Annotated in this window: 18 protein-coding genes; 3 read left to right on the forward strand and 15 right to left on the reverse strand. The window is 61.3% G+C overall.

The window, feature by feature from the left end; all coding sequences use genetic code 11:
• Positions 1 to 105 precede the first annotated feature (105 nt).
• On the reverse strand, positions 106 to 1,617 hold the full coding sequence (locus ABOK31_RS19185) for an FAD-dependent monooxygenase (protein ID WP_349957217.1): 1,512 nt from the start codon (positions 1,615 to 1,617) through the stop codon (positions 106 to 108).
• Between the two features lie 317 nt (positions 1,618 to 1,934).
• Between ABOK31_RS19185 and ABOK31_RS19190 the strand changes: the two genes are divergently transcribed.
• Positions 1,935 to 2,375, forward strand: coding sequence for a hypothetical protein (locus ABOK31_RS19190; protein WP_174175925.1), 441 nt, complete (start codon positions 1,935 to 1,937; stop codon positions 2,373 to 2,375).
• A gap of 109 nt (positions 2,376 to 2,484) precedes the next feature.
• On the opposite strand, the gene guaA is transcribed toward ABOK31_RS19190, so the two are convergent.
• From guaA to ABOK31_RS19205, 3 genes are all read right to left on the reverse strand, one after another.
• Positions 2,485 to 4,047, reverse strand: coding sequence for a glutamine-hydrolyzing GMP synthase (gene guaA / locus ABOK31_RS19195; protein WP_174175798.1), 1,563 nt, complete (start codon positions 4,045 to 4,047; stop codon positions 2,485 to 2,487).
• A 104-nt stretch (positions 4,048 to 4,151) separates the two neighbouring features.
• Entirely contained in the window at positions 4,152 to 4,793 is a 642-nt protein-coding gene (locus ABOK31_RS19200) for a 5'-methylthioadenosine/S-adenosylhomocysteine nucleosidase (protein WP_174175796.1), read from the reverse strand.
• A complete protein-coding gene (locus ABOK31_RS19205; protein ID WP_174175794.1) occupies positions 4,790 to 5,251 on the reverse strand; it encodes a PaaI family thioesterase in 462 nt (153 codons plus the stop codon). The genes ABOK31_RS19200 and ABOK31_RS19205 overlap by 4 nt, the downstream gene beginning before the upstream one ends.
• 161 nt (positions 5,252 to 5,412) lie before the next feature.
• On the opposite strand from ABOK31_RS19205, the gene ABOK31_RS19210 reads away from it, so the two are divergent.
• Positions 5,413 to 6,486: a DUF2252 family protein gene (locus ABOK31_RS19210; RefSeq protein WP_349957220.1), complete on the forward strand. Its 1,074-nt coding sequence runs from the start codon at positions 5,413 to 5,415 to the stop codon at positions 6,484 to 6,486.
• Positions 6,487 to 6,570: 84 nt separating this feature from the next.
• Here the strand turns inward: ABOK31_RS19210 and ABOK31_RS19215 are convergent, their stop codons facing one another.
• The 9 genes from ABOK31_RS19215 to ABOK31_RS19255 form a co-directional block, all read right to left on the reverse strand.
• Complete coding sequence (locus tag ABOK31_RS19215; protein WP_349957222.1) at positions 6,571 to 7,662, reverse strand: DUF1513 domain-containing protein; 1,092 nt, start codon at positions 7,660 to 7,662, stop codon at positions 6,571 to 6,573.
• 114 nt (positions 7,663 to 7,776) lie between these two features.
• Complete coding sequence (locus ABOK31_RS19220) at positions 7,777 to 8,886, reverse strand: imelysin family protein (RefSeq protein ID WP_349957223.1); 1,110 nt, start codon at positions 8,884 to 8,886, stop codon at positions 7,777 to 7,779.
• Positions 8,886 to 10,445 carry a di-heme oxidoredictase family protein gene (locus ABOK31_RS19225; protein ID WP_174175786.1) on the reverse strand — a complete coding sequence of 520 codons (1,560 nt, stop codon included), beginning with the start codon at positions 10,443 to 10,445 and terminating at the stop codon, positions 8,886 to 8,888. Before ABOK31_RS19225 ends, ABOK31_RS19220 begins: the two co-directional genes overlap by 1 nt.
• Positions 10,446 to 10,490: 45 nt before the next feature.
• Positions 10,491 to 11,780, reverse strand: a complete 1,290-nt coding sequence (locus tag ABOK31_RS19230; protein WP_349957224.1) for an imelysin family protein — start codon at positions 11,778 to 11,780, stop codon at positions 10,491 to 10,493.
• Positions 11,781 to 12,084: 304 nt separating this feature from the next.
• Positions 12,085 to 13,374, reverse strand: a complete 1,290-nt coding sequence (locus ABOK31_RS19235; RefSeq protein ID WP_174175782.1) for an RsmB/NOP family class I SAM-dependent RNA methyltransferase — start codon at positions 13,372 to 13,374, stop codon at positions 12,085 to 12,087.
• A 206-nt stretch (positions 13,375 to 13,580) separates the two neighbouring features.
• Positions 13,581 to 13,949, reverse strand: coding sequence for a septal ring lytic transglycosylase RlpA family protein (locus ABOK31_RS19240; RefSeq protein WP_174175780.1), 369 nt, complete (start codon positions 13,947 to 13,949; stop codon positions 13,581 to 13,583).
• 397 nt (positions 13,950 to 14,346) lie between these two features.
• Positions 14,347 to 15,219, reverse strand: coding sequence for an SDR family oxidoreductase (locus tag ABOK31_RS19245; protein WP_174175778.1), 873 nt, complete (start codon positions 15,217 to 15,219; stop codon positions 14,347 to 14,349).
• Positions 15,219 to 16,376 carry a tRNA epoxyqueuosine(34) reductase QueG gene (queG, locus tag ABOK31_RS19250; protein ID WP_349957227.1) on the reverse strand — a complete coding sequence of 386 codons (1,158 nt, stop codon included), beginning with the start codon at positions 16,374 to 16,376 and terminating at the stop codon, positions 15,219 to 15,221. Before queG ends, ABOK31_RS19245 begins: the two co-directional genes overlap by 1 nt.
• A gap of 12 nt (positions 16,377 to 16,388) precedes the next feature.
• A complete protein-coding gene (locus ABOK31_RS19255) occupies positions 16,389 to 17,081 on the reverse strand; it encodes a glutathione S-transferase family protein (protein WP_174175774.1) in 693 nt (230 codons plus the stop codon).
• 150 nt (positions 17,082 to 17,231) lie between these two features.
• Between ABOK31_RS19255 and ABOK31_RS19260 the strand changes: the two genes are divergently transcribed.
• The gene (locus ABOK31_RS19260; RefSeq protein ID WP_174175772.1) at positions 17,232 to 18,029 is read left to right on the forward strand and encodes an undecaprenyl-diphosphate phosphatase; all 798 of its coding nucleotides are present in this window, start codon (positions 17,232 to 17,234) and stop codon (positions 18,027 to 18,029) included.
• A gap of 68 nt (positions 18,030 to 18,097) precedes the next feature.
• Here ABOK31_RS19260 and ABOK31_RS19265 read toward each other — a convergent pair whose 3' ends face one another.
• Both ABOK31_RS19265 and ABOK31_RS19270 read right to left on the reverse strand, forming a co-directional pair.
• Positions 18,098 to 18,262 carry a hypothetical protein gene (locus ABOK31_RS19265; RefSeq protein ID WP_047628464.1) on the reverse strand — a complete coding sequence of 55 codons (165 nt, stop codon included), beginning with the start codon at positions 18,260 to 18,262 and terminating at the stop codon, positions 18,098 to 18,100.
• Between the two features lie 288 nt (positions 18,263 to 18,550).
• Positions 18,551 to 19,531: a complex I NDUFA9 subunit family protein gene (locus tag ABOK31_RS19270; protein ID WP_349957228.1), complete on the reverse strand. Its 981-nt coding sequence runs from the start codon at positions 19,529 to 19,531 to the stop codon at positions 18,551 to 18,553.
• Positions 19,532 to 19,590 lie beyond the last annotated feature (59 nt).

Genomic DNA, 19,590 nt, shown 5'->3' on the forward strand with positions numbered 1-19,590 from the left:
CTAGCGCGGCGCTTTCGTCACGCTAGCCGATAAACGGCCGAACCGCCACGGGCTGACCAGGCTTGATCTGTCGTTGGCTGTCCGAATGATGCCGGCCTGGGCGCATCACGCAACCGTGGGCGGCCCGAACCACGTGGTCAGCGCCTCTGGGAGCCCCAGCCGGGTTGGCTCTCCAACCCAGGCCACATATCCGTCTGGCCGAATTAGGACTGCAGTGGGTGCGTCAATGGTGCCGATCACCGGAAGCTCCCATGGTCCGGCATATTGGGCGTCGATCAGTTGCACCCGATCTGCCCACGGCGCGATATCGAAGCTGTCGGGTTTGCCGAGATTGAGTAGCAAGGGCCGGGCATTGGGCAGCAGTGAAAAGACCCGCAGCGGTCCATCGGCGGTGGCGATATCCAGATCGGGCATACGGCGCCCAAGCAGCGGATGCCCTTCGCCAAGGTCGTAATGAATGTCCAGGCCGGACATCATGGCAGCATATCGTCTGCACGGCTCGTCCATGCCGAGGAATTCGACTACCGTGTCGCGCAGGATCTTCGTGCGTTCGTCGGGCCGGCGAAGCGCGACGGAGGCCAGGGTGTTGCGCAGCACGCGGGCGGCGATCGGATGGCGTTCGGTGCAGTATGTATCGAGCAGGCTTTCCGGCGACATGCCCTTGACCACCTGGGCCAGTTTCCATCCAAGGTTCACGGCATCCTGTACGCCGATATTGAGGCCCTGTCCGCCATCCGGGGGATGGATATGCGCGGCGTCGCCGGCAAGCAGCACGCGACCCTTGCGATAGGATGCTGCCTGTCGCGCCGCATCAGTAAATCTGGAAATCCAGCTGGGGTTATGGGCGCCGTAGTCGGTGCCGTACACGGCGACAAGAGCGTCGCGGAGATCGCTGAACGTCGGCTCGCTCGAGGTTTTCAACTGCCGCTCGGTCACCATCACCCCGACCGGCCCCTCATCCGGGTAGATGATCTTGCCATCGCGGATTTCATATTCGAACCTGCCGAGGGAATGCATGCCGAGTGCGTCATGACGAATGCCCAACTCCGGCTCCTCGGCCATGTCCACCTCGGCGATCAGATTGCTGACAGTTGCATCCCATCCTGGGAAGTCGATGCCCGCTGCCTTGCGGATCAGGCTGCGTCCTCCGTCGCATCCGACGAGATAGTTCGCTCGTAGCGTTGTCCCATTGGAAAGCTGAACATCGACTCCATCGTCATCCTGTATGAAACCGCTGACGCCAAGGCCGTAGTGGATCGGCACGTTGAGTTCGCCAGCCCAGTCGGCCAGGATGCGTTCTATGTGTTTCTGGCGTAGCCCCAGGCCGTAATTGTGCCGGGTGGGAAAGTCGCTGATATCGAGGCGTACCGAGGCAAAGCTGGCGACCTGGGCTATCTGCCCCTGCGAGAGGAACCGACCGGCAATGCCGCGCTGATCGAGAATCTCGATGGTGCGTGCATGCAGACCGCCGGCACGCCAGCCGACGAGCTCCTGATCGGCACGTCGCTCGATTATGGCCACGTCTACACCCGCCAAGGCCAATTCGCCCGCCAGCATGAGGCCCGTCGGACCTCCGCCGGCAATAACCACCGCATGTTTCGTAACAGGTACATCCATGTCCGCGCTCCCGCTTCTGGTTTGCGCCGGCGGTTATACGAGAGGAGCTGGGTCTTGAAGCAAGCCCCTTGTGTGCCACATATGTAGACTAGAGGGAGTGATTCCGTTTCTTCATAGTCAGACATCGATCAGCGAAACTCATCGCGAAGCGTCTGCCCCTCGTTCCCATCCGATTATTTGCATGCGTCCTAACGCGTTGTTATTAACGTGCTTTGGAACTAAAGATCGTGCGAGATCGTTTATCTCTAACTTTGATACGACGCTGACGTCGTGCCCGGCCGGCTGGGGAAGCGGCGCATTTTGAGGAACAGCTCATCATGAAGATTTCGTCTGGATTTCGTTCAGTCGCGGTTGCCGCCATCGCTGCCGCAGGAATTGGCTTCGCCAGCGCCGCGCATGCCGATAGCGGCACGATCCGTTTCTCCGTCTACAAGGCGGCTTTCTTCGTCGGCGGCTCCGGCGGCGAGGGCACGCTGACCTTCCATGGCAAACGCTATCCGGTTTCGATCGGCGGCATCTCCGGCGGTCTCGCCTTCGGGGCTTCCAAGACCTATTTCCAGGGTACGGTGCGCCATATTCGCCGCGCCCGGGATGTGAGCGGGGTTTACGGTGCCGCCGGCGGCGGCGGCGCAATCGGCAAAGGCGCTCAGATGATCGTCATGACCAATGACAAGGGCGCCCAGCTCGAACTGACGGGCAGGCAGGTCGGCCTGCAGGTCAATGCCGACATCAGCGGCTTGAGCATCACGGTGAAGTAAGGGCGCAATTGCGCCCTCATGACTGTTGCCCGGAGGCCTGATTTGCGGAATTGGCGATCAGGCCTTCGTTCCCAAGAAAGCTACCCAAGAAGGGCGATCGCCCTTCTTCTTATTCCCACTCGATCGTGCCGGGCGGCTTCGACGTGACGTCGTAGACCACGCGGTTGATGCCGCGGACTTCGTTGATGATGCGGGTCGCGGCGCGGCCGAGGAATTCCATGTCGTAGTGATAGAAATCCGCCGTCATGCCGTCGACTGATGTCACGGCGCGCAGCGCGCAGACGAATTCGTAGGTGCGGCCATCGCCCATGACGCCGACGGTCTGGACCGGCAAGAGCACGGCAAATGCCTGCCAGATGGCGTCGTAGAGGCCGGCCTTGTGAATCTCGTCGAGATAGATGGCATCGGCTTCGCGCAGAATTTCCAGCTTCTCGCGAGTGATGCCGCCCGGGCAGCGGATGGCGAGGCCGGGGCCGGGGAAGGGATGGCGGCCGATGAAGCTGTCGGGCAGGCCGAGCTCCTTACCGAGCGCGCGCACTTCGTCCTTGAAGAGTTCGCGTAGCGGCTCGACGAGCTGCATCTTCATACGCTCGGGCAGACCGCCGACATTGTGGTGCGACTTGATGGTGACAGAGGGACCGCCGGTAAAGGAAACGCTCTCGATGACATCGGGATAGAGCGTGCCCTGGCCGAGGAAATCGGCGCCGCCAAGCTTCTTGGCTTCTTCCTCGAAGGTCTCGATGAAGAGGCGGCCGATGATCTTGCGCTTGGTCTCGGGATCGGAAACGCCTTCCAGCTCGCCGATGAAGCGATCGGACGCGTCGACATGCAGCAAATGCAGATTGTAGTGCTCACGGAACATGGCAACGACGTTTGCCGCCTCGTCCTTGCGCATAAGGCCGTGGTCGACGAGGATGCAGGTTAGCTGGTCGCCGACCGCCTCGTGGATCAGCAATGCGGCAACGGAGGAATCGACACCGCCTGACAGTGCGCAGATGACGCGCTTGTCGCCGACCTGATCGCGGATCGCCTGCACCGCCTTGGCGCGATAGGCCGACATCGACCAGTCGCCCTTGATGCCGGCGATGTTATGGATGAAGTTGCCGATCAGCTTGGCGCCATCGGGCGTATGCACGACTTCCGGATGGAACTGCACGCCGTAATATTTACGCTTCTCGTCGGCGATGAAGGCGTAAGGTGCGTTCGAAGAGGTGGCGACCACCTCGAAGCCATCAGGCAGCGCGGTGACGCGGTCGCCATGGCTCATCCAGACCTGATGGCGCGAGCCGTTCGACCAAAGTCCTTCGAAGAGGGCGCAATCCTTGTCGACTTCGAGGAAGGCGCGGCCGAATTCGCGATGATGGCCGCTTTCGACCTTGCCGCCGAGCTGCATGCACATGGTCTGCTGGCCGTAGCAGATACCAAAGACAGGGATGCCGCTGTCGAAGATGATCTGCGGCGCTCGCGGCGAGCCTTCGTCCACGGTCGATGCCGGGCTGCCGGAGAGGATCACGGCTTTCGGCTCTAGCCGCTTGAAGCCGGCTTCGGCGGATTGGAAGGGAACGATTTCGCAGTAGACGCCTGCTTCGCGCACACGCCGCGCGATGAGCTGCGTCACCTGGCTGCCAAAATCGACGATGAGAACGGTGTCTGGATGTGCTGTCTGGGTCATGGCGAGCCTTTAAAGAAAAGCGCTTTCCCTGGCAATCGGGCAAATCAAGCGCAAGCCGATTTTATTGTCCCGATTGTCTCTGCTTCTACTTGGTTTCCAGCCTGTCAGAACCAGAATACCCCGTCTTCCAGTGCGGTAAACAGCCCGTCGACAGCGTAGGACAGTTTGCGGTCGATCACATGCAGATATTCCGTCCAGTCGGAAATGCGCTGCAGCTCGACCTGGCCGTCGGAAATCCCGCGCAGACCGATCAGCGGCAGGCCATAGGTCTGGCAGACGCGCAGGACAGCAAATGTTTCCATATCGACCATGTCTGTGCCGATGCGCTGATAGGCTTCCGCGCCGGAGACGATATTGGCGCCCGTCGAAAGGCTGCCTTCGGCGATGGTGGGGATACGCAGCGGCAGTTCGATCGTCGCCGGCAGATCGAGGAAGGGCGTGCGACCCTTCTCGAAGCCGAGCGGCGAAGCATCCATGTCGCGATAGGAAACGGAGGTGACCTGATAGACCTCCGTCTGCTCCAGTTTGGCGGAGCCGGCCGAGCCGAGCGACACCACGAGATCGGGAAGATCACCCTGGGCTTCGAGCTGGGCGAAGGCGCGGGTGAGCGCGATTGCCGCCTCGACCGGGCCGACGCCCGTCATCAGCGGATCGATGCGCGAGCGCAGGAAGGGTCCATACTCGGCCTCGGCCGCCATGACGAACAGGATCGATTTGCCCGATACCCGCTTCAATTCGAATTTCATCCGCTAATTCCCTCTCTGCCCCGGATGACCATCATCGTTCCCGTCATCGAGGCAATCAGCTTGGCCGGCCCATCGCCGATGGCGTAGCCGCGCCCGTCGGCGACGATGATCGTCGTGCCGGGCTTGGTGACATCGCCGCGAAACAGGAAGCGCTCGCCGCGCCCGGGCGACATCAGATTGATCTTGAATTCGATCGTGAGGATCGATGCGGAGGGATCGATGACGCTGTAGGCGGCAAAGCCGCAGGCCGAATCCAGCGCTGCGGCGATGATGCCGGCGTGCAGGATGCCGTGTTGCTGCGTCAGCTTGATATCGAAGGGCAGCTCGATCTCGACCGTGCCGTGCTCGACGCGCGTCAGCTCCGCGCCGATCGTTGCCATCGCCGCCTGCCGCTCGAAGCTCGTTCGGATGCGGGTCCGAAAGTCGCCGCTGCTCCCCGTCTCGTCTGCCCCTGTCATGCCGTCCCCTTTCGCGGGTGCGAAATTGGCACGGAGAGGCGGTTTGGACAAGGGTTATCCGGTGGAAAAGGAGAGGTGTACCGTCCTGGCATTCAGACATCGAATTTCCACGATGGGATCGCCGTGTTATCCGAAGCAATCAAGCTTGTGCGAGGGCGCAGATGACGACGATCCGGCAATCGGTGACAGCCTATGAGACCTGGATGCGGGCGCAGCTCGGCGCCGATCTGGTCGAGCTTGGGCTGGATAAGAAAAACAAGTTGATGAAGGCCGACAGCTTCTCCTTCCTGCGCGGCACCTATTGGCGCTGGGCCGAAACCATCCTCGACGTCTGCCCCGAGCTCAAGTCCGCGCCGCAGCTGCTGGCGATCGGCGATACGCATCTGGAAAATTTCGGCACCTGGCGTGACGAGGAGGGGCGGCTCGTCTGGGGTGCGAATGACTTCGACGAGGCGGCCGTCATGCCCTATGCACTCGATCTCGTGCGTTTGGCAACGAGCGCCATTTTGGCGCGCAGCGAGGATGGTCCGACGCCGCGCGTGGTTGCCGACAGCATCCTTGCCGGCTATCGACGCGGCTTGCGCGAGCCGTCGCCCATCATCCTCGAGCGCGATTACAAATGGCTGCGCAATGCCGTGCTGCTGCCGAATGCCGAACGCAAGGCTTTCTGGGAAAAATATCGCAACCTGCCGCCGGCAAACGGCCCGGTCGCCGATCGTTACCTCAAGGCGCTGCAAAAGGCTTTACCCGACCCGGCAACCGCATTCGAGCCGAAGCCGCGTCTCGCCGGCACGGGCAGCCTCGGCCGGCCACGCTTCGTCGCCTATGTCGAATGGCACGGCGGGCCGGTGCTGCGCGAGGTCAAGGCTTTGCTGCAATCCGGCTGGTCGCTGAAGCATGACCCCTCGAACAAGACGATCCGCACGGGTGTTATCGCCGGTGGGCGGGCGCGCTCGTCCGATCCACGCTATCAGGTGAGTGGTAGCTTGCTGGTGCGCCGCCTGTCGCCGAACAGCCGCAAGATCGAGGTCGAAGGCGATGCCGAGGTGCTGCTGTCGCCCAATATGCTGGATCTGATGGGTTTCGAAATCGCCAATTGCCACGCCAACGACGCTTCGCTTATTCCCGGCATTCTGGCCGATCTCGATGCCCGCGGCTCCGATTGGCTGCGTATGGCCGCCAAGGCGGCCGCCGTGGCAGTCACGGCGGAGCAGGCGGAGTTTGCCCGGCGGTGATGAGGTGTTGGAACCTGGGTTCGCGGAGGTATCGGAGGCTCAGCAAACTCAATTCCATCCGATGAGCGAGAAAAACCTACTCCGTCAGGCCGCAGGCCGCTTGATCCGCACGATATGCTGATCCCACGCGACATTGCTATGCTCAGCCAGGAAATCACCGTCATAGGAAGAAACGGCGAACCCGCGAGGAGCCGGCGCAATACCGGCGGCGTCAGCGATGCTCTCTACCTTCAGCACCTTGCCCGTCTTCGCATCCAGCGTCACCGAGGTCCCCTCGATCGGGGAAGTCACGCCGACGAGGTTTTCGGCACGATTGACGGCAATGGCACCGACGTAATTTCCAAGCGCCCGCGTCGTATCGTCGGGCAGGGTGACGAAGCTCAGGTCCTCGCCCCGCGCGAAATGGCCGACGAGCGGCGGCAGGTCGTTGCGATGGCCCTCATACTGGCACGCAAACCAGACGCGGCCGCTCGCATCGATATCGACATGCCGGGTCGAGACCTGGGCATATTGCGGCGGCAAAACATGTTTCTCGATCAGCCGGCCGCTTGCCGCATCGATCAGTGTCAGCGACGGTTCCATATGATCGAGGTTGAGCTTGGTGCGGCCGAAATCCGGATGGGTCTCAATGCCGCCATTGGCAACGATCAGGAACCGGCCGTCATCGGAAACCGTCATGTCATGTGGGCCGACGCCATAGGTTTCGTATTCGCCGATGCGGGCAAAGCGGTTGCCGCTGTCGTAAAGCCCGATGATGCCGCGATTCCTGTCGAAATCGTTCTCGCTGGCATAGAGCAGCCTGCCATCGGGCGAAAACGTGCCATGCCCGTAGAAGTGCCGGCCTTCCCTGGCGGCGATGACGATCGGCTCTCCCTTGTTCCAGGGATCGAAGATCATCGCATAGGTGCCGGGCCGGCGTGCGAAGGCGACGGTCTTGCCGGTCGCCTTCGAGAATGCCATGCCATGAGCCCGGGCGGGCAGCGCCACCTGATCGATGATGCGGCCCTCTTCGGTCACGGTCGCCACGGCGAAGGAGCCGTCGGCCGCGCGGAGGCCGGACGCGTAGACCGCATCCGCCCGCTCCAGCGCCATCAAGGCGCCGGGCTTCAGCGCTGCGAGGAAGGTCAGCCCCGCTGCCTTGACGAAAGCTCTCCGATCGATCAGGCCGCTGCGCATGCGCCCAGAGCCGGATGATTTTAGGTCTGTTCGACCTAAAATCATCCGCTCTAAAATCGAAGAAGTAGAACATGATGTCGCCCGAAAACCGCAAACACTTTTCGGCATCATGTTCTAGTCTCCGTCCGCGAAGGAGAAACCGGCCGAAAGCCCGATGGCGCCGCCGTACTGGTCGCTGAAGCTGGTGGCAAGGTCGCGGCTGACGGCGAGCAGCTTGTCGATCTTGGCGCGCTCGGCATCGTTGCCGATAGCCGTCTCGATATCCGGGTTGATTGTCGGTGCCGTCGTCGCAAGCTCGTTCAGCAGGCCGTCGATCTTGGTGGCGACAGCGCGCTTGTCCGCCGGCAGCAGGCTTGCCATGTCGGCCTTTTCCCAAAGCGTCTTCAGACCCTCGATATTACCCGTGAACGAGGTCCAGGTGTTGGCCGAGCGCCAGTAGATCGCCATCTTCGGCCGGGCCGTTGCCGGATCGCCCTTGTAGAAGGTTTCCAGCCGCTGGTCGCGAACATTGGCCGCGCCATGCACGAGGATACCGAGCAGGGCGGTGACGGCCTCCTTGTTGTCCATGAAGTCATTGCTGTCCTTGCCGGGAAACTTCCAGGATTTCTGCACGCCGCCGGGCGCATCCCACTCGTCGGCGATTTCCTTGGCCGTATTTTCGATATTGCCGGCGACAGCGGCGCCATAGCGGCAGCGGAAGCTCTGCTTGTCCCTGCCGAGAACATCCGAACCGTTGCCGAAGAGCACATATTCCAACGCCGTCATGCTCATCAGCGCCACGCTCTTGCCGGCGACGGCCTCGACGGTCGTGTCGTTTTCGTCCGCCTTGGCGATCAGCGCCTGCACCTGCTTGAGGCCGACGCCCTTGCGGTCGGGATAGAAGAGGATGTGTTCGAAGCGGTTCTTTTCGATGATGGGGCCGGTATCGACGATCTCGATGCGCGACCAGCTCTTCACCGTATCGCCGAAGGCCGACTTCGCGCCGGAAAGCGTCGCATCCGTCGGGTCGGCGCAGAGCGCCTTTATCGCCGTTGTCAGTTTCGAGGCGGAGTCGTGCATGGCGCGGTAACCGGGGCGGATCACATCATCGACCGCCTTTTGCAGAGTCGCCGGTACGGCGGCTTCGTTCAGGCCGGCGCCATTGGCCGTCGCATCCTCGGCGTGAGCAGGCAAGGCCGCAACGGTAAGCAGGAGGCTGGCTGCAAGACGTTTCCAGTGGTGCATCAAAGGGACTCCAGAAAGTTGATCAGGGCTTGCCGGTCGTCTTTCGAAAGACCGGCGAATGCGTTGCGGGCTTTTTCCGCCTCTCCTCCATGCCAGAGGATGGCTTCGGTCAATGTGCGGGCGCGGCCGTCGTGCAGGTAGGCTTGCTGGCCGCTCACCGTCTGCGTGAGGCCTATACCCCAGAGCGGCGGTGTGCGCCAATCGCGACCGGATGCCACGCCCACCTGCTGCCCATCCGAAAGGCCTTCGCCCATATCGTGCAGCAGGAAGTCGGAATAGGGCCAGATCAGCTGGAAGGCCTGCGGCGACGGCTTGCCGTCGCTACCTTTGAGGCCATCGCGCGTGACGAATTTTGGCGTGTGACAGGCGGCACAGCCCGAGCGGTAGAACATGTCCTTGCCATGCAGCACGGCGGACTGGCTCGTCATGCGTCGGGCCGGCACGGCAAGATTTTCGGAGTAGAAGGTAACGAGAGGGAGCACCGGGTCCGGGGCCTCGGTGTCCCCCAGCCGCTTCTGTACGCCGTTCGGCATGGTCAGGCAGCGAGCTTCCTTGGGCGTGCAATCGCCATAAGGGTTCGGCCGATCAGGCGTCGAGATGCCGATGTCGGCGGAGAAGGCATCGGCCACCTGGTCGCGCACGGTTGCATTCTGGGCCTTCCAGCCGAAACGCCCGAGCGCGAGTTGGCCGGTCCGGTGATCGCGGACAATGGCGGGGCGGCCGCGAATGCCGGTACCCTTCTTGTCGTCCGGGTCGGCATTGACAAGGATATCGGCGTCCGGAATGGCTTCGATCAGGCCAAGACCAATCATCGGCGGCGCGATGCGCGCTGAAAGCGTGGTGCTGGTGTCCATCGGCCCGTAGGCGAGATCGCTGATGCCATAATGCGGCTTGCGCAAGGTCACGGCTTCCCCGCCGGCAAGCGTCACCGTCTCCTCGCCATAGCTGACAGTCACCTTGCCTTCGGCTGAAAGGCCGGGAACGGCGAGGTCCTGAAGCTGCGCGCCATAGGTGGAATCCGGGAAGTTCAGCGCGTGAAAATCCTTGACGGCCTGCTGCTCCTCCGGCGTCACGGCGGGCCGTGCAAGGCGCAGGACCATCGAGGTCGCGGCAGTTCTCGCTTCTTCAGGCGGATGACCGCGTCCATCGCGGATATGGCAGCTCTGGCAGGAGCGGGCGTTGAACAGCGGTCCCAGCCCGTCGGAGGCCTGGGTGGAGGAGGGGGCGGAGACCCAAAGCTTGCGAAAGAGCGCGTTGCCGAGATGAAAATCCTGCCCCTGCTCCTGGTCTAGCTTGGCCGAGGGCTGGGAGAAAGTATCGCGCGTGACCTTGTCGATCGAGGTCAGACCGCCGCCCTGCATCGTTTCATAGGGTTCGGCCTTGAGAAAGTTGCTGGTAGCGCGGGTCACGTCGCGCACACGCTTCAGCTCTTCGGCAGAGAGATCGCCGCGCGTGGTCGGAAAATCGAGAATATCGGCGGCTGCCAGCGTGATGGAAAAAACCAAAAAACCCGCGGCGATGGCGGGCAAAAGGGCGCGATTGGCCGGTAAACCTGTCATGGGTATTGGGGCGGCAGCGCCTTGTCGCGCTGCCGCCCTCCCTTATTACTTCTTCGTGAAGACGGCGTTCGGGTTGTCCAGGCTGTCCGAACCTTCGAGCTTGATCGTGCCGAGGTCGAGAGCGGCGATGACGCGCTGGATGCTCTTCGTCTGGTCGAGCAGGCCGTCGATGGCCTTCTGCACAGTGGCGTTGCCTTCCTTGTTGCCTTCGCCAATCATCTGGTCGTACTTCTCGACCGTCTCGCCGCGATGCACCAGCGCCTTCATGGCAGCAAGCGTGGTGTCGAGCTTGCCTTCCATCTCCTTGTCGAGCGCTGCGTCCTTGGCCTTGACCAGATCGTGCAGCGACGGACCCTTCATCTTGGTGCCGTCGACGCGGGTATAGTTGCCGTTATAGGCCGAAGCGATGCCGATGGCGTCGCCATTGTGCTCGTTATAGGTGTTGTCGGAGAAGCAATCCTGCTCTTCTTCCGGATCGTGCAGCAGCAGGCCGAGCTTCATGCGCTCGCCGGCAAGCTCGCCATAGGAGAGCGAGCCCATGCCGGTCAGGATGGTGGTGAGACCGGCCTTCGGATCGGCTTCGACATGCTTGGTGGCTTCGCCATCCGGCTCCCACTTGTCGGTCATGTCCTGCAGGTCCGAAACGAGCAGCGTCGAGGCGGATTTCAGATATTCGGCACGGCGGTCGCAATTGCCGTGCGTGCAATTCTTCAGATCGTAGTCGGTGGCGGGGCGTTCGCCGGCGCCCGGTCCGGTGCCGTGCAGGTCCTGGCCCCACAGAAGGAATTCGATGGCGTGGTAGCCGGTCGCAACGTTGGCTTCGACTCCGCCAGCCTGATGCAGCGTGCCCGACAGGAATTCCGGCGTCAGATGCGAGGCGTCGACATCCTTGCCGTTGATCTTGATCGTCTTGTTGGCGATGACGTTGGCGACATAGAGTGCGTTTTCATCGCTTTCGGTGCCATAGGAGGCGTCGACATAGTCGATCAGGCCTTCGTCCAGCGGCCAGGAGTTCACCTTGCCTTCCCAGTCGTCGACGATCGGATTGCCGAAGCGATAGACTTCCGTCTGTGCATAGGGAACGCGAGCTTTGATCCAGGCGGCGCGGGCGGCCTTCAGCGTCTTGTCGCTTGGATTGGCGATCAGGGCGTCGATGGCCTTGTCGAGCGCCTTCGCCGTCGTCAGGGAGTCCTGATATTTGGCATGTGCCAGTTCCGAATAATGCTTGAGAACGGCAGCCGGCTCGGGAGCGGCTGCGAAAGCCGGCAGGCCGTAGGCCGCAGTCGTGACAACGGCCACCGCGAGCGCGGCGCCAATTTTGTTTTTCAGTTTCATGTTCCTCTCCTGTGACAGCGGGGGCACCGTCAAAACTTGGCAATTTGTGTCATGTATGAAAAACAAACTTGTGTCAAACGCTCTAGTTTAGAATGATTTTAAGGCGAGAGGTGATGGATCCAGGCGCCGCCTGCGGAATGGATTCGCCTGCAAATGTGCGGATGTACGCTTGGCAGGTTGTTGGCCGGGCAATCGAAGCAAGGTGACGACGGCATGACCGCCTGGCCATAATCGCCAGTTCGATCACCACTAGACTGAAACAGTCATTCTCGGAGCGACAGTTCCGTTGCGCGCGGAGCTCAGCTCACATCTTCCGCTGCAGGCGGCAGAAGAAGAAGCCGTCCGTATCGGTGGAGGCGGGTGTCAGCGTAATGGTCTTGCCGTCGGAGGAACGGGGCTGCGGGGCATCCTTGCCGAACAGTTTGCCCCAGGAGCTCAATGTTTCCACCACTTCGAAGTCCGGATTATGGGCGACGAAACGGTTCACCTGCGCCTCGTTCTCTTCCGGCAGGACTGAACAAGTGACATAGAGCAGCGCGCCGCCGGGCCGGACGAATTCGCCGGCTTGAGCCAGCGCTTCCTGCTGCTGGCTGGTGCGCTCGTCGAGATTTTTCTGCGTCAACCGCCACTTGGTATCGGGACGGCGCCGCCAGGTGCCCGTGCCGGTGCAGGGCGCGTCGACCAACACCTTGTCGAACTTGCCGCGTAGTTGGAGCAGGCTGTTGCGCTCGTCGTGGACTTGGACATTGCGGGTGCCGGCCCGCTTCAGCCGCTCGATGATCGGCGCCAGCCGCCGCCGGTCGCTGTCATAGGCGTGGACCTGGCCCTTGTTGTGCATCGCAGCCGACATGGCGAGCGTCTTGCCGCCACCGCCGGCGCAATAATCGAGCACCTGGTCGCCTTCTTCAGGCAGAACCAGATCGGCGACGATCTGCGAGCCTTCGTCCTGCACCTCGAACCAGCCCTTCTGGAAGGAGAGCTCGGCGGTAACGTTCGGCAGGCGGGACGCGCCTTCGCCGGCGGGAATGCGGATGCCGAACCGCGCGATTTTTGATGCCTGCCCGCCGGCGCGCTCCAACGCCTTCACGACTTTGGCGCGGTCGGCCTTCAGCGCATTGGCGCGAAGGTCGAGCGTCGGGCGTTCTGAAAGGGCCTGTGCCTCCGAAAGCCAGCCATCGCCGAAGGCTTGGTTGAAGGAAGGTTCGACCCATTCGGGAATGTCGCCTTGGATATGGAGAGGGGCATCTTCGAGTTTGCGGGCTGCAAAGGCAGTCAGATTTTCGGCGCTCGGAGCTTCGGGGGCGAATTTATCGCCGTCGAGTTCGGCAGCCAGCGCCTCGGGCGTCAGGCCCCATTGACGAAAGAGGACGGCGTGGGCGAGTGCCGAGGGGCTGTCGTCTCCCATCAGCCACGCGTGGGATAGGCGCATGCGTAGGGCGTCATAAACGATATTGCCGATCGCGGCCCTGTCGCCGGACCCGGCGAAGCGATGGGCAAGGCCCCAATCCTTCAGGGCATCGGCCACCGGTCGCTTGCGCGCTTCGATATCGGCAAGAACTTCGATGGCCCCCTGCAATCGGCCGCCCAGACGCATTCACACTCTCCTGCTTGCGCATGACCCGGAACCCGTTGGAGCTCATCTTGGGAATCTGCGCCCTGCCAAAACCGCTGACGGCTCGCCGATCCGCGCAAACAATGCCCATGGCGGCGGATTTTGAGACGTCTCAATCGCGTGGTAGCCGCGATTGGCCGAGAGAGCAAGCGTCATGCCGATTTGCCGGTGGTTCCGGCTCCCGGCGATTACTTCGAGGCGACAACCTCGTAACAGACCTTGGCGGTACCCGAAGCGACCATGCCGATGTTCTGAGCAGCAGCGCGGGAAAGATCGAGAACACGTCCGCGAATGAAAGGTCCACGGTCGTTGATGCGAACGACGACACTGCGGCCATTGTGCTTGTTGGTGACCCGGAGGCGCGTGCCGAAGGCGAGCGAGCGGTGGGCTGCAGTAAGATTTTTGGAACTCATACGTTCCCCGGAAGCAGTTCGGGAGCTTCCCCCGTACCATGAAGCGCCTCCGCAGCCAGCGGATGCAAATGCCGGTGTCGAAACGACAGCAATGGAGGCGGATATAGTTGCGGCGATTGCCAAAGAACGTGCGATTTTCTTCAAACCGATTTTTCCCTCAAGCTATTGAACTTGCGCCTTGGGTAGGCGGCGGGGCTTAAATCAGGCCAAAAATGGCGAAAAAGTGCCACCGATAATCACGGAATGTTACAGACTGTAACATTTGTGATTTTCGGCAAATACTGTGACTATTCAGTAGATTTGCTTGATTGTGGAAAAAACCTAATAAAATCAGTTAAAAATGAAATGAATTTTCTCGGCGAGGCCCATCAGTGCTGGAGATCACGAAAATCCGAAAAATAATTTTCCGGCTTTGCCATAATCGCTGCCGCATTTGTGCAATTTTAGAGGTCGTTAACCATAAATGCGGAGCAAATTGAACTAGAGCAGCCGGCTAAGTAGGAATTTTCATGCGATTCCGCTTGGTGTGAAGGGTGGCCTCTCAGCCGCGCCACTCTCCGGAGGACCAGAGTTCGGCAAGCGACATGCGATACTCTGGGTAGCGGAACTGGAAGCCGAGCGCGCGCAATTTCGCGTTCGAAACGCGCTTGTTCTCGCCATAGAAAGAGCGTGCCATCGGCGTCAGCTCGGCGGTTTCGAAGGGTTGTTCCGGCGGCGGCTCGACACTCATCAGGCGGGCAGCCTCGGCAACGACATCCTGCGGCGGCGCGGGTTCGTCGTCGGTGACATTATATATGCCGCCGAGTTTGCGCGCGGACAGGAAGCGGCCGCAGGCGCCGATATCTTCGACGCGGATGCGATTGAACACCTGGTTCGCCTTGATGAGCCGCCGCGCGGTTCCTTTTTCCAGATTGCAGAAGGCATTGCGGCCCGGGCCATAAATGCCGGAAAGCCGAAGGACCGCGACGGGAAGATTAAGCCTGATGCCGACCCGCAGCCAGCCGTCTTCAGCTTCTACCCGTTCAACCGAGCGGTCTGCGATGGGATGCAGCGATGTCTGTTCGCTGACCCAGGCACCCTTGTGGTCGCCATAGACGCCGACGGTCGAGAGATAGCAGATCCATTCCAGCTTCGGCATCAGAGCCTTGAGATTGAGCTGCGCCAGCCGTAGAAGCGGATCGCCGGATTTGCCCGGCGCGATCGATTGCACCAGATGCGTCGCTGTGGCCATCGTCTCGGCCAGAGCCGGATCGAGCGTCTCGCCGTCGAAGACGAAGGCTTCGATGCCTTCCTTCGTCAATAATGCCGCCTTGTCGGCGGAGCGGGTCGTGCCGGTGATGCGGATGCCGGAGCCGGCGAAGGCCTTGGCGATGGCCGTTCCGGAATAGCCGCAGCCGAAAATCATCACATGCATCATAATACTCCCGCCAATGCCCATTCGGCGCGAACCTCTTCGTCCGCTTCGTCGCCTCTTTGTGCCGCAAATGCGTTGAATTCGCCAGCCGTCATCAGCCGCGACAGCGCCCAGATCACCATTCCGCGCACGACGGGCGAGGGGTCTCCAGCCAATTGGCGGCATCTCTCTATAAGAGAGCGCTCGCCGGAATTGCCTGCCGCGATGAGCACATTGCGAATAAACCGGTCGCGGCCGATGCGCTTGACAGGCGAGCCGCTGAAGAATGTGCGGAAGGTCGCATCGTCCAGATCAAGCAGAAAGGTGATCGACGGTTCCTTGAGATCGTCCCGCGCGACCAGCTTCATTTCCGAGGCGGCGCTTGCGAACTTGTTCCAGGGGCAGGCGGCAAGGCAGTCATCGCAGCCATAGATGCGATTGCCGATCATCGACCGCAGCTCTGGGTCAATCGGCCCCTTGTGTTCGATGGTGAGATAGGAAATGCAGCGGCGCGCATCGAGCTGATAGGGCGCCGGGAAGGCCGATGTCGGGCAGACGTCGAGACAGGCCCGGCAGGAGCCGCAATGGTCGACCTCGGGCTCGTCTGGCTCGAGATCAGCCGTGGTGAACATCGAGCCGAGGAAGAGCCAGGAGCCGAAGGCGCGGCTGACGAGATTGGTGTGCTTGCCCTGCCAGCCGAGACCGGCCGCACCGGCGAGTGGCTTCTCCATAACGGGTGCTGTGTCGACGAAGACTTTGACGTCTTCCTTCGAGCGCGCGGCGAAGCGAGTGGCGATCTCTTTCAGCCTACCCTTGATGATGTCGTGATAATCGCGGTTTCGGGCATAGACCGATATCGCCGCCTTGTCCTTCTTCTCCAGAATGCCGCGTGGATCTTCGTCCGGGCCGTAGTTGAGGCCGAAGACGACGATGGAGCGCGTCTCGCTCCAGAGCACGCGCGGATCGCCTCTGCGGTCGCGTGTCTCCGCCATCCAGCCCATGGTGCCGTGATGGCCCTTGTCCAGAAACTGACCGAGCCTGACAGGAGCCTCGGGGATAGCGTCGGGTTTGGTGATGCGACAGAGATCGAAACCTTGGGCGCGCGCTTCTTCCCGCAGGAACGCGGTCAATGCTTTCCGGCGCTTGTTAGCTCTTTCCGTTTCGCGATCATCGGGCATATCAAGCCCTCGTCAGAAATCCAGATCGGCATAGTGCGAGACCGGGGTGACACCACGCACGCGCTCCGCCAGGAGCGGCCGGAAGGACGGGCGCGACTTCAGCCGCTGATACCATTCCTTGGCGACCGGCGATTCCGTCCAGTCGATCTCGCCCAGATAATCTAGCACGGAAACCGAGGCCGCAGCGGCAAGATCGGCATAGCTCAGCCGCTCGCCGGCCAGCCACTGCCGCGAACCCGCCAGCCAGGACAGATATTTCATGTGCTGACGGATATTGCCGCGCGCCATGCGCATGACCTTGGAATCGGGAGCACCGCCGCCCTGTTCAGCGGTCATCTGCAGCTTGAAGACGCGTTCGCGCGTCAGCGGCCGGGTCACATCCTGCTCCATCTTCTGCATGAACCATTCCGTCAGCCGGCGGATTTCAGCGCGCTGGAACGGATCTTCGGCGAGAAGCCGGCGGTCGCGCTTCAAGACGCCATGGGTCTCGTCGAGATATTCGGAAATGACCGAGGCGCCACAGAGCGCCCGCATGCTGTCATCGACATAGACAGGCAGGGTGCCGGCAGGGTTCAGCGCCAGGAAATCGCGTCGCTTTTCCCAGGTCTGTTCCTCGATCAGCTCCGTCTGATAGCCATATTCCGTCAGGATCAGACGAACGAACCGGGAGGAAGATGACATTGGGTGATGATACAGCGTCGGCATTGGTACTCGGGTGTTTCTGATTGATGCTATGGAGTCTTTTGGGTCGCGATTTTGCGGCCCTAGTCATTTGTCATCGGTTGAAGCTATAGGATCTTGGCCTAGTTTGCACAAGCGAATCGGGCCGCCCTGCCGTTAGACAAAGGACACGATATGGCTGAACAAATTATTATCGCGTTGGTTTTAGGCCTTGTGGAGGGGCTTACGGAGTTCATTCCGGTCTCCTCGACGGGCCATCTGATATTGCTCGGACATTTTCTCGGCTTCAAATCGGCCGGCACTTTTGAAGTTTTGATCCAGCTCGGCGCGATTCTCGCCATTCTGCTCGTCTATTTCAATCGCCTCGTCCAGATCGCCAAAGCGCTCCCCGTCAGCGTCAAGGCCCGGCACTTCGTTCTGGCCGTCCTGTTCGGCTTTCTGCCGGCTGCCGTCATCGGCGCGCTGGCGCATGATTTCATCAAGACCGTGCTGTTTAACTCGCCGCTGGTGATCTGTATCTCGCTGATCCTCGGCGGCATCGTTCTCCTTGTCGTCGACAAGATCCAGTTCAAGCCGAAATACACCAGCGCCTATGAGTTTTCCTGGCCGATGGCGGTCAAGATCGGCTTCTTCCAGTGCCTGGCCATGATTCCGGGAACGTCGCGCTCCGGTTCGACCATCGTCGGCGCGCTGCTGCTTGGCGCCGACAAGCGTTCGGCCGCGGAATTTTCCTTCTTCCTCGCCATGCCGACAATGGTCGGTGCCTTCACGCTGGATTTGTGGAAGAGCCGCCATGATCTCAGCATGGCCGATGGTCAGCTGATCGTTATCGGCTTCGTCATGGCCTTCATCTCGGCGCTGCTTGTGGTGCGCGCGCTGCTCGACTTCGTGTCGCGCCGTGGCTACGCCCCCTTCGCATGGTGGCGCATTGCCGTCGGCACGGTCGGCCTGATCGGGCTCTATTTCGGCTGAGGCCGATCGCCCGTGCTGCAATCCTGGAAAAAGTGAGGCCGGTGAAAACCGGCCTTTTTCATGCCCGATCAGTTCGGGGAGGACGCGTCGATGGAACCCGTCGTGCAGGGGTCGACGCCGTAGGTCGGCGCACATTCGCCCTTGATCGAAGCGATGCTGCCGCGAGCCACGAAGGAGCCTGCGAGAATCACCAGTGCCGCGCACGCAAACAGAAGCGCGATAGACTTGCCCATCGAAGAATGCCTTTCCGCAGAAGTGTGAAGCGCGCCACCGACCGGTTTGTTGTCCAAGCCTGAGACGCGCGGCTGTGTTAGTCAGTGAGATGAGCAATAGCAATAAATGTTCATATTAAATTTGACGTTAATGCTACTATTTCCGGAGTGCGTCTTTTGAGCAACGCCAAGCTGTGAATGGCGGGGCTTTGCCAGCGCCTTAAAGTACGATTCTGTCTTCGTAGGGCAATAAAAAACGCCGCTCGGAGAAACCGGGCGGCGCAAGAATTTCGTAGAGTAGCCGAATCGTCAGGCGGCTTTGCCGGAGCCTGTGAACTGACCCTGCGGGCGGTAGCGCACCAGATAAGACGGCAGCACGGAAACGAGCAGCGTCGGCAGCAGGCCGATGCCCTTCAAGGTGCGTCCTTCCGCTTCCGCCTGCTTGGAAACGACATTGTCGCTCTTCAAAAGCGTTACCTGGTCGGCGGTGATCGGCGGCTTGATGAGCGGCACCAGCGAGGCAACAGAGCCGATCAGCGAGGCAAGGCCGAAGGGGATGGAGACGAGCGCCTTCTTGCGGCTGATGACGGAGAGCGTCGTCTCGAGACACTCGCGGAAGGACAGCACTTCCGGGCCACCGAGCTCATAGGTCGTTCCGGCCTTCAGCTTGCCATCGACGCTGCGGGCAACCGATTCGGCGATATCCTCGACATAGACGGGCTGGAACTTCGTCTTGCCGCCGCCGATCAGCGGCAGGAACGGCGCCGTGCGCGACATGTCGGCAAACTTGTTGAAGAACTCGTCTTCCGGACCAAAGACGATCGAGGGACGCAGGATGATTGCATCCGGCTTGATCGACAGGATTGCGGTTTCGGCGCGAGCCTTGGTGCGCGCATAGGCCGAAGGCGAGTTGGCATCGGCGCTGAGTGCCGAAATATGCGTCAGAGACGCGCCGACGCCCCGGGCGGCTTCCGCAATCGCCTTGGCGCCGAATTCCTGCACGGCATCGAAGGTGTTGCGACCGCTTTCGGCGAGAATGCCGACGCAGTTGACGACATGCTGGGCGCCTTCGACGGCGCGGTCGATGGAGTTACGATAGCGCACATTGGCCTGGACGATCGAAATCTGGCCGAGATTGCCGAGTGGCTGCAGGAAACCGGCAAGATCGGGACGGCGAACGGCGACACGGATGCGATAGCCGCGCTTGGCAAGCGCACGCACGACGTGCCGCCCGATGAAACCTGATCCTCCGAACACGGTGACGAGCGGCGGGAGGTTGGACAGGGTCATGGCAGGCTCCTCGAAAGGCTTGGATTGGGCTTATCTGGTTTCGTCTTAGCCGATCCGAG

The organism is Rhizobium sp. ZPR4 (assembly GCF_040215725.1).
Lineage (GTDB): Bacteria > Pseudomonadota > Alphaproteobacteria > Rhizobiales > Rhizobiaceae > Rhizobium > Rhizobium rhizogenes_D.

Bases quoted from the DNA above. Each gene is read 5' to 3' on its own strand.
- ABOK31_RS19185 (WP_349957217.1), bottom strand. From the start codon at position 1,617: ATGGATGTACCTGTTACGAAACATGCGGTGGTTATTGCCGGCGGAGGT.
- ABOK31_RS19190 (WP_174175925.1), top strand. From the start codon at position 1,935: ATGAAGATTTCGTCTGGATTTCGTTCAGTCGCGGTTGCCGCCATCGCT.
- guaA (WP_174175798.1), bottom strand. From the start codon at position 4,047: ATGACCCAGACAGCACATCCAGACACCGTTCTCATCGTCGATTTTGGC.
- ABOK31_RS19200 (WP_174175796.1), bottom strand. From the start codon at position 4,793: ATGAAATTCGAATTGAAGCGGGTATCGGGCAAATCGATCCTGTTCGTC.
- ABOK31_RS19205 (WP_174175794.1), bottom strand. From the start codon at position 5,251: ATGACAGGGGCAGACGAGACGGGGAGCAGCGGCGACTTTCGGACCCGC.
- ABOK31_RS19210 (WP_349957220.1), top strand. From the start codon at position 5,413: ATGACGACGATCCGGCAATCGGTGACAGCCTATGAGACCTGGATGCGG.
- ABOK31_RS19215 (WP_349957222.1), bottom strand. From the start codon at position 7,662: ATGCGCAGCGGCCTGATCGATCGGAGAGCTTTCGTCAAGGCAGCGGGG.
- ABOK31_RS19220 (WP_349957223.1), bottom strand. From the start codon at position 8,886: ATGCACCACTGGAAACGTCTTGCAGCCAGCCTCCTGCTTACCGTTGCG.
- ABOK31_RS19225 (WP_174175786.1), bottom strand. From the start codon at position 10,445: ATGACAGGTTTACCGGCCAATCGCGCCCTTTTGCCCGCCATCGCCGCG.
- ABOK31_RS19230 (WP_349957224.1), bottom strand. From the start codon at position 11,780: ATGAAACTGAAAAACAAAATTGGCGCCGCGCTCGCGGTGGCCGTTGTC.
- ABOK31_RS19235 (WP_174175782.1), bottom strand. From the start codon at position 13,374: ATGCGTCTGGGCGGCCGATTGCAGGGGGCCATCGAAGTTCTTGCCGAT.
- ABOK31_RS19245 (WP_174175778.1), bottom strand. From the start codon at position 15,219: ATGCATGTGATGATTTTCGGCTGCGGCTATTCCGGAACGGCCATCGCC.
- queG (WP_349957227.1), bottom strand. From the start codon at position 16,376: ATGCCCGATGATCGCGAAACGGAAAGAGCTAACAAGCGCCGGAAAGCA.
- ABOK31_RS19255 (WP_174175774.1), bottom strand. From the start codon at position 17,081: ATGCCGACGCTGTATCATCACCCAATGTCATCTTCCTCCCGGTTCGTT.
- ABOK31_RS19260 (WP_174175772.1), top strand. From the start codon at position 17,232: ATGGCTGAACAAATTATTATCGCGTTGGTTTTAGGCCTTGTGGAGGGG.
- ABOK31_RS19265 (WP_047628464.1), bottom strand. From the start codon at position 18,262: ATGGGCAAGTCTATCGCGCTTCTGTTTGCGTGCGCGGCACTGGTGATT.
- ABOK31_RS19270 (WP_349957228.1), bottom strand. From the start codon at position 19,531: ATGACCCTGTCCAACCTCCCGCCGCTCGTCACCGTGTTCGGAGGATCA.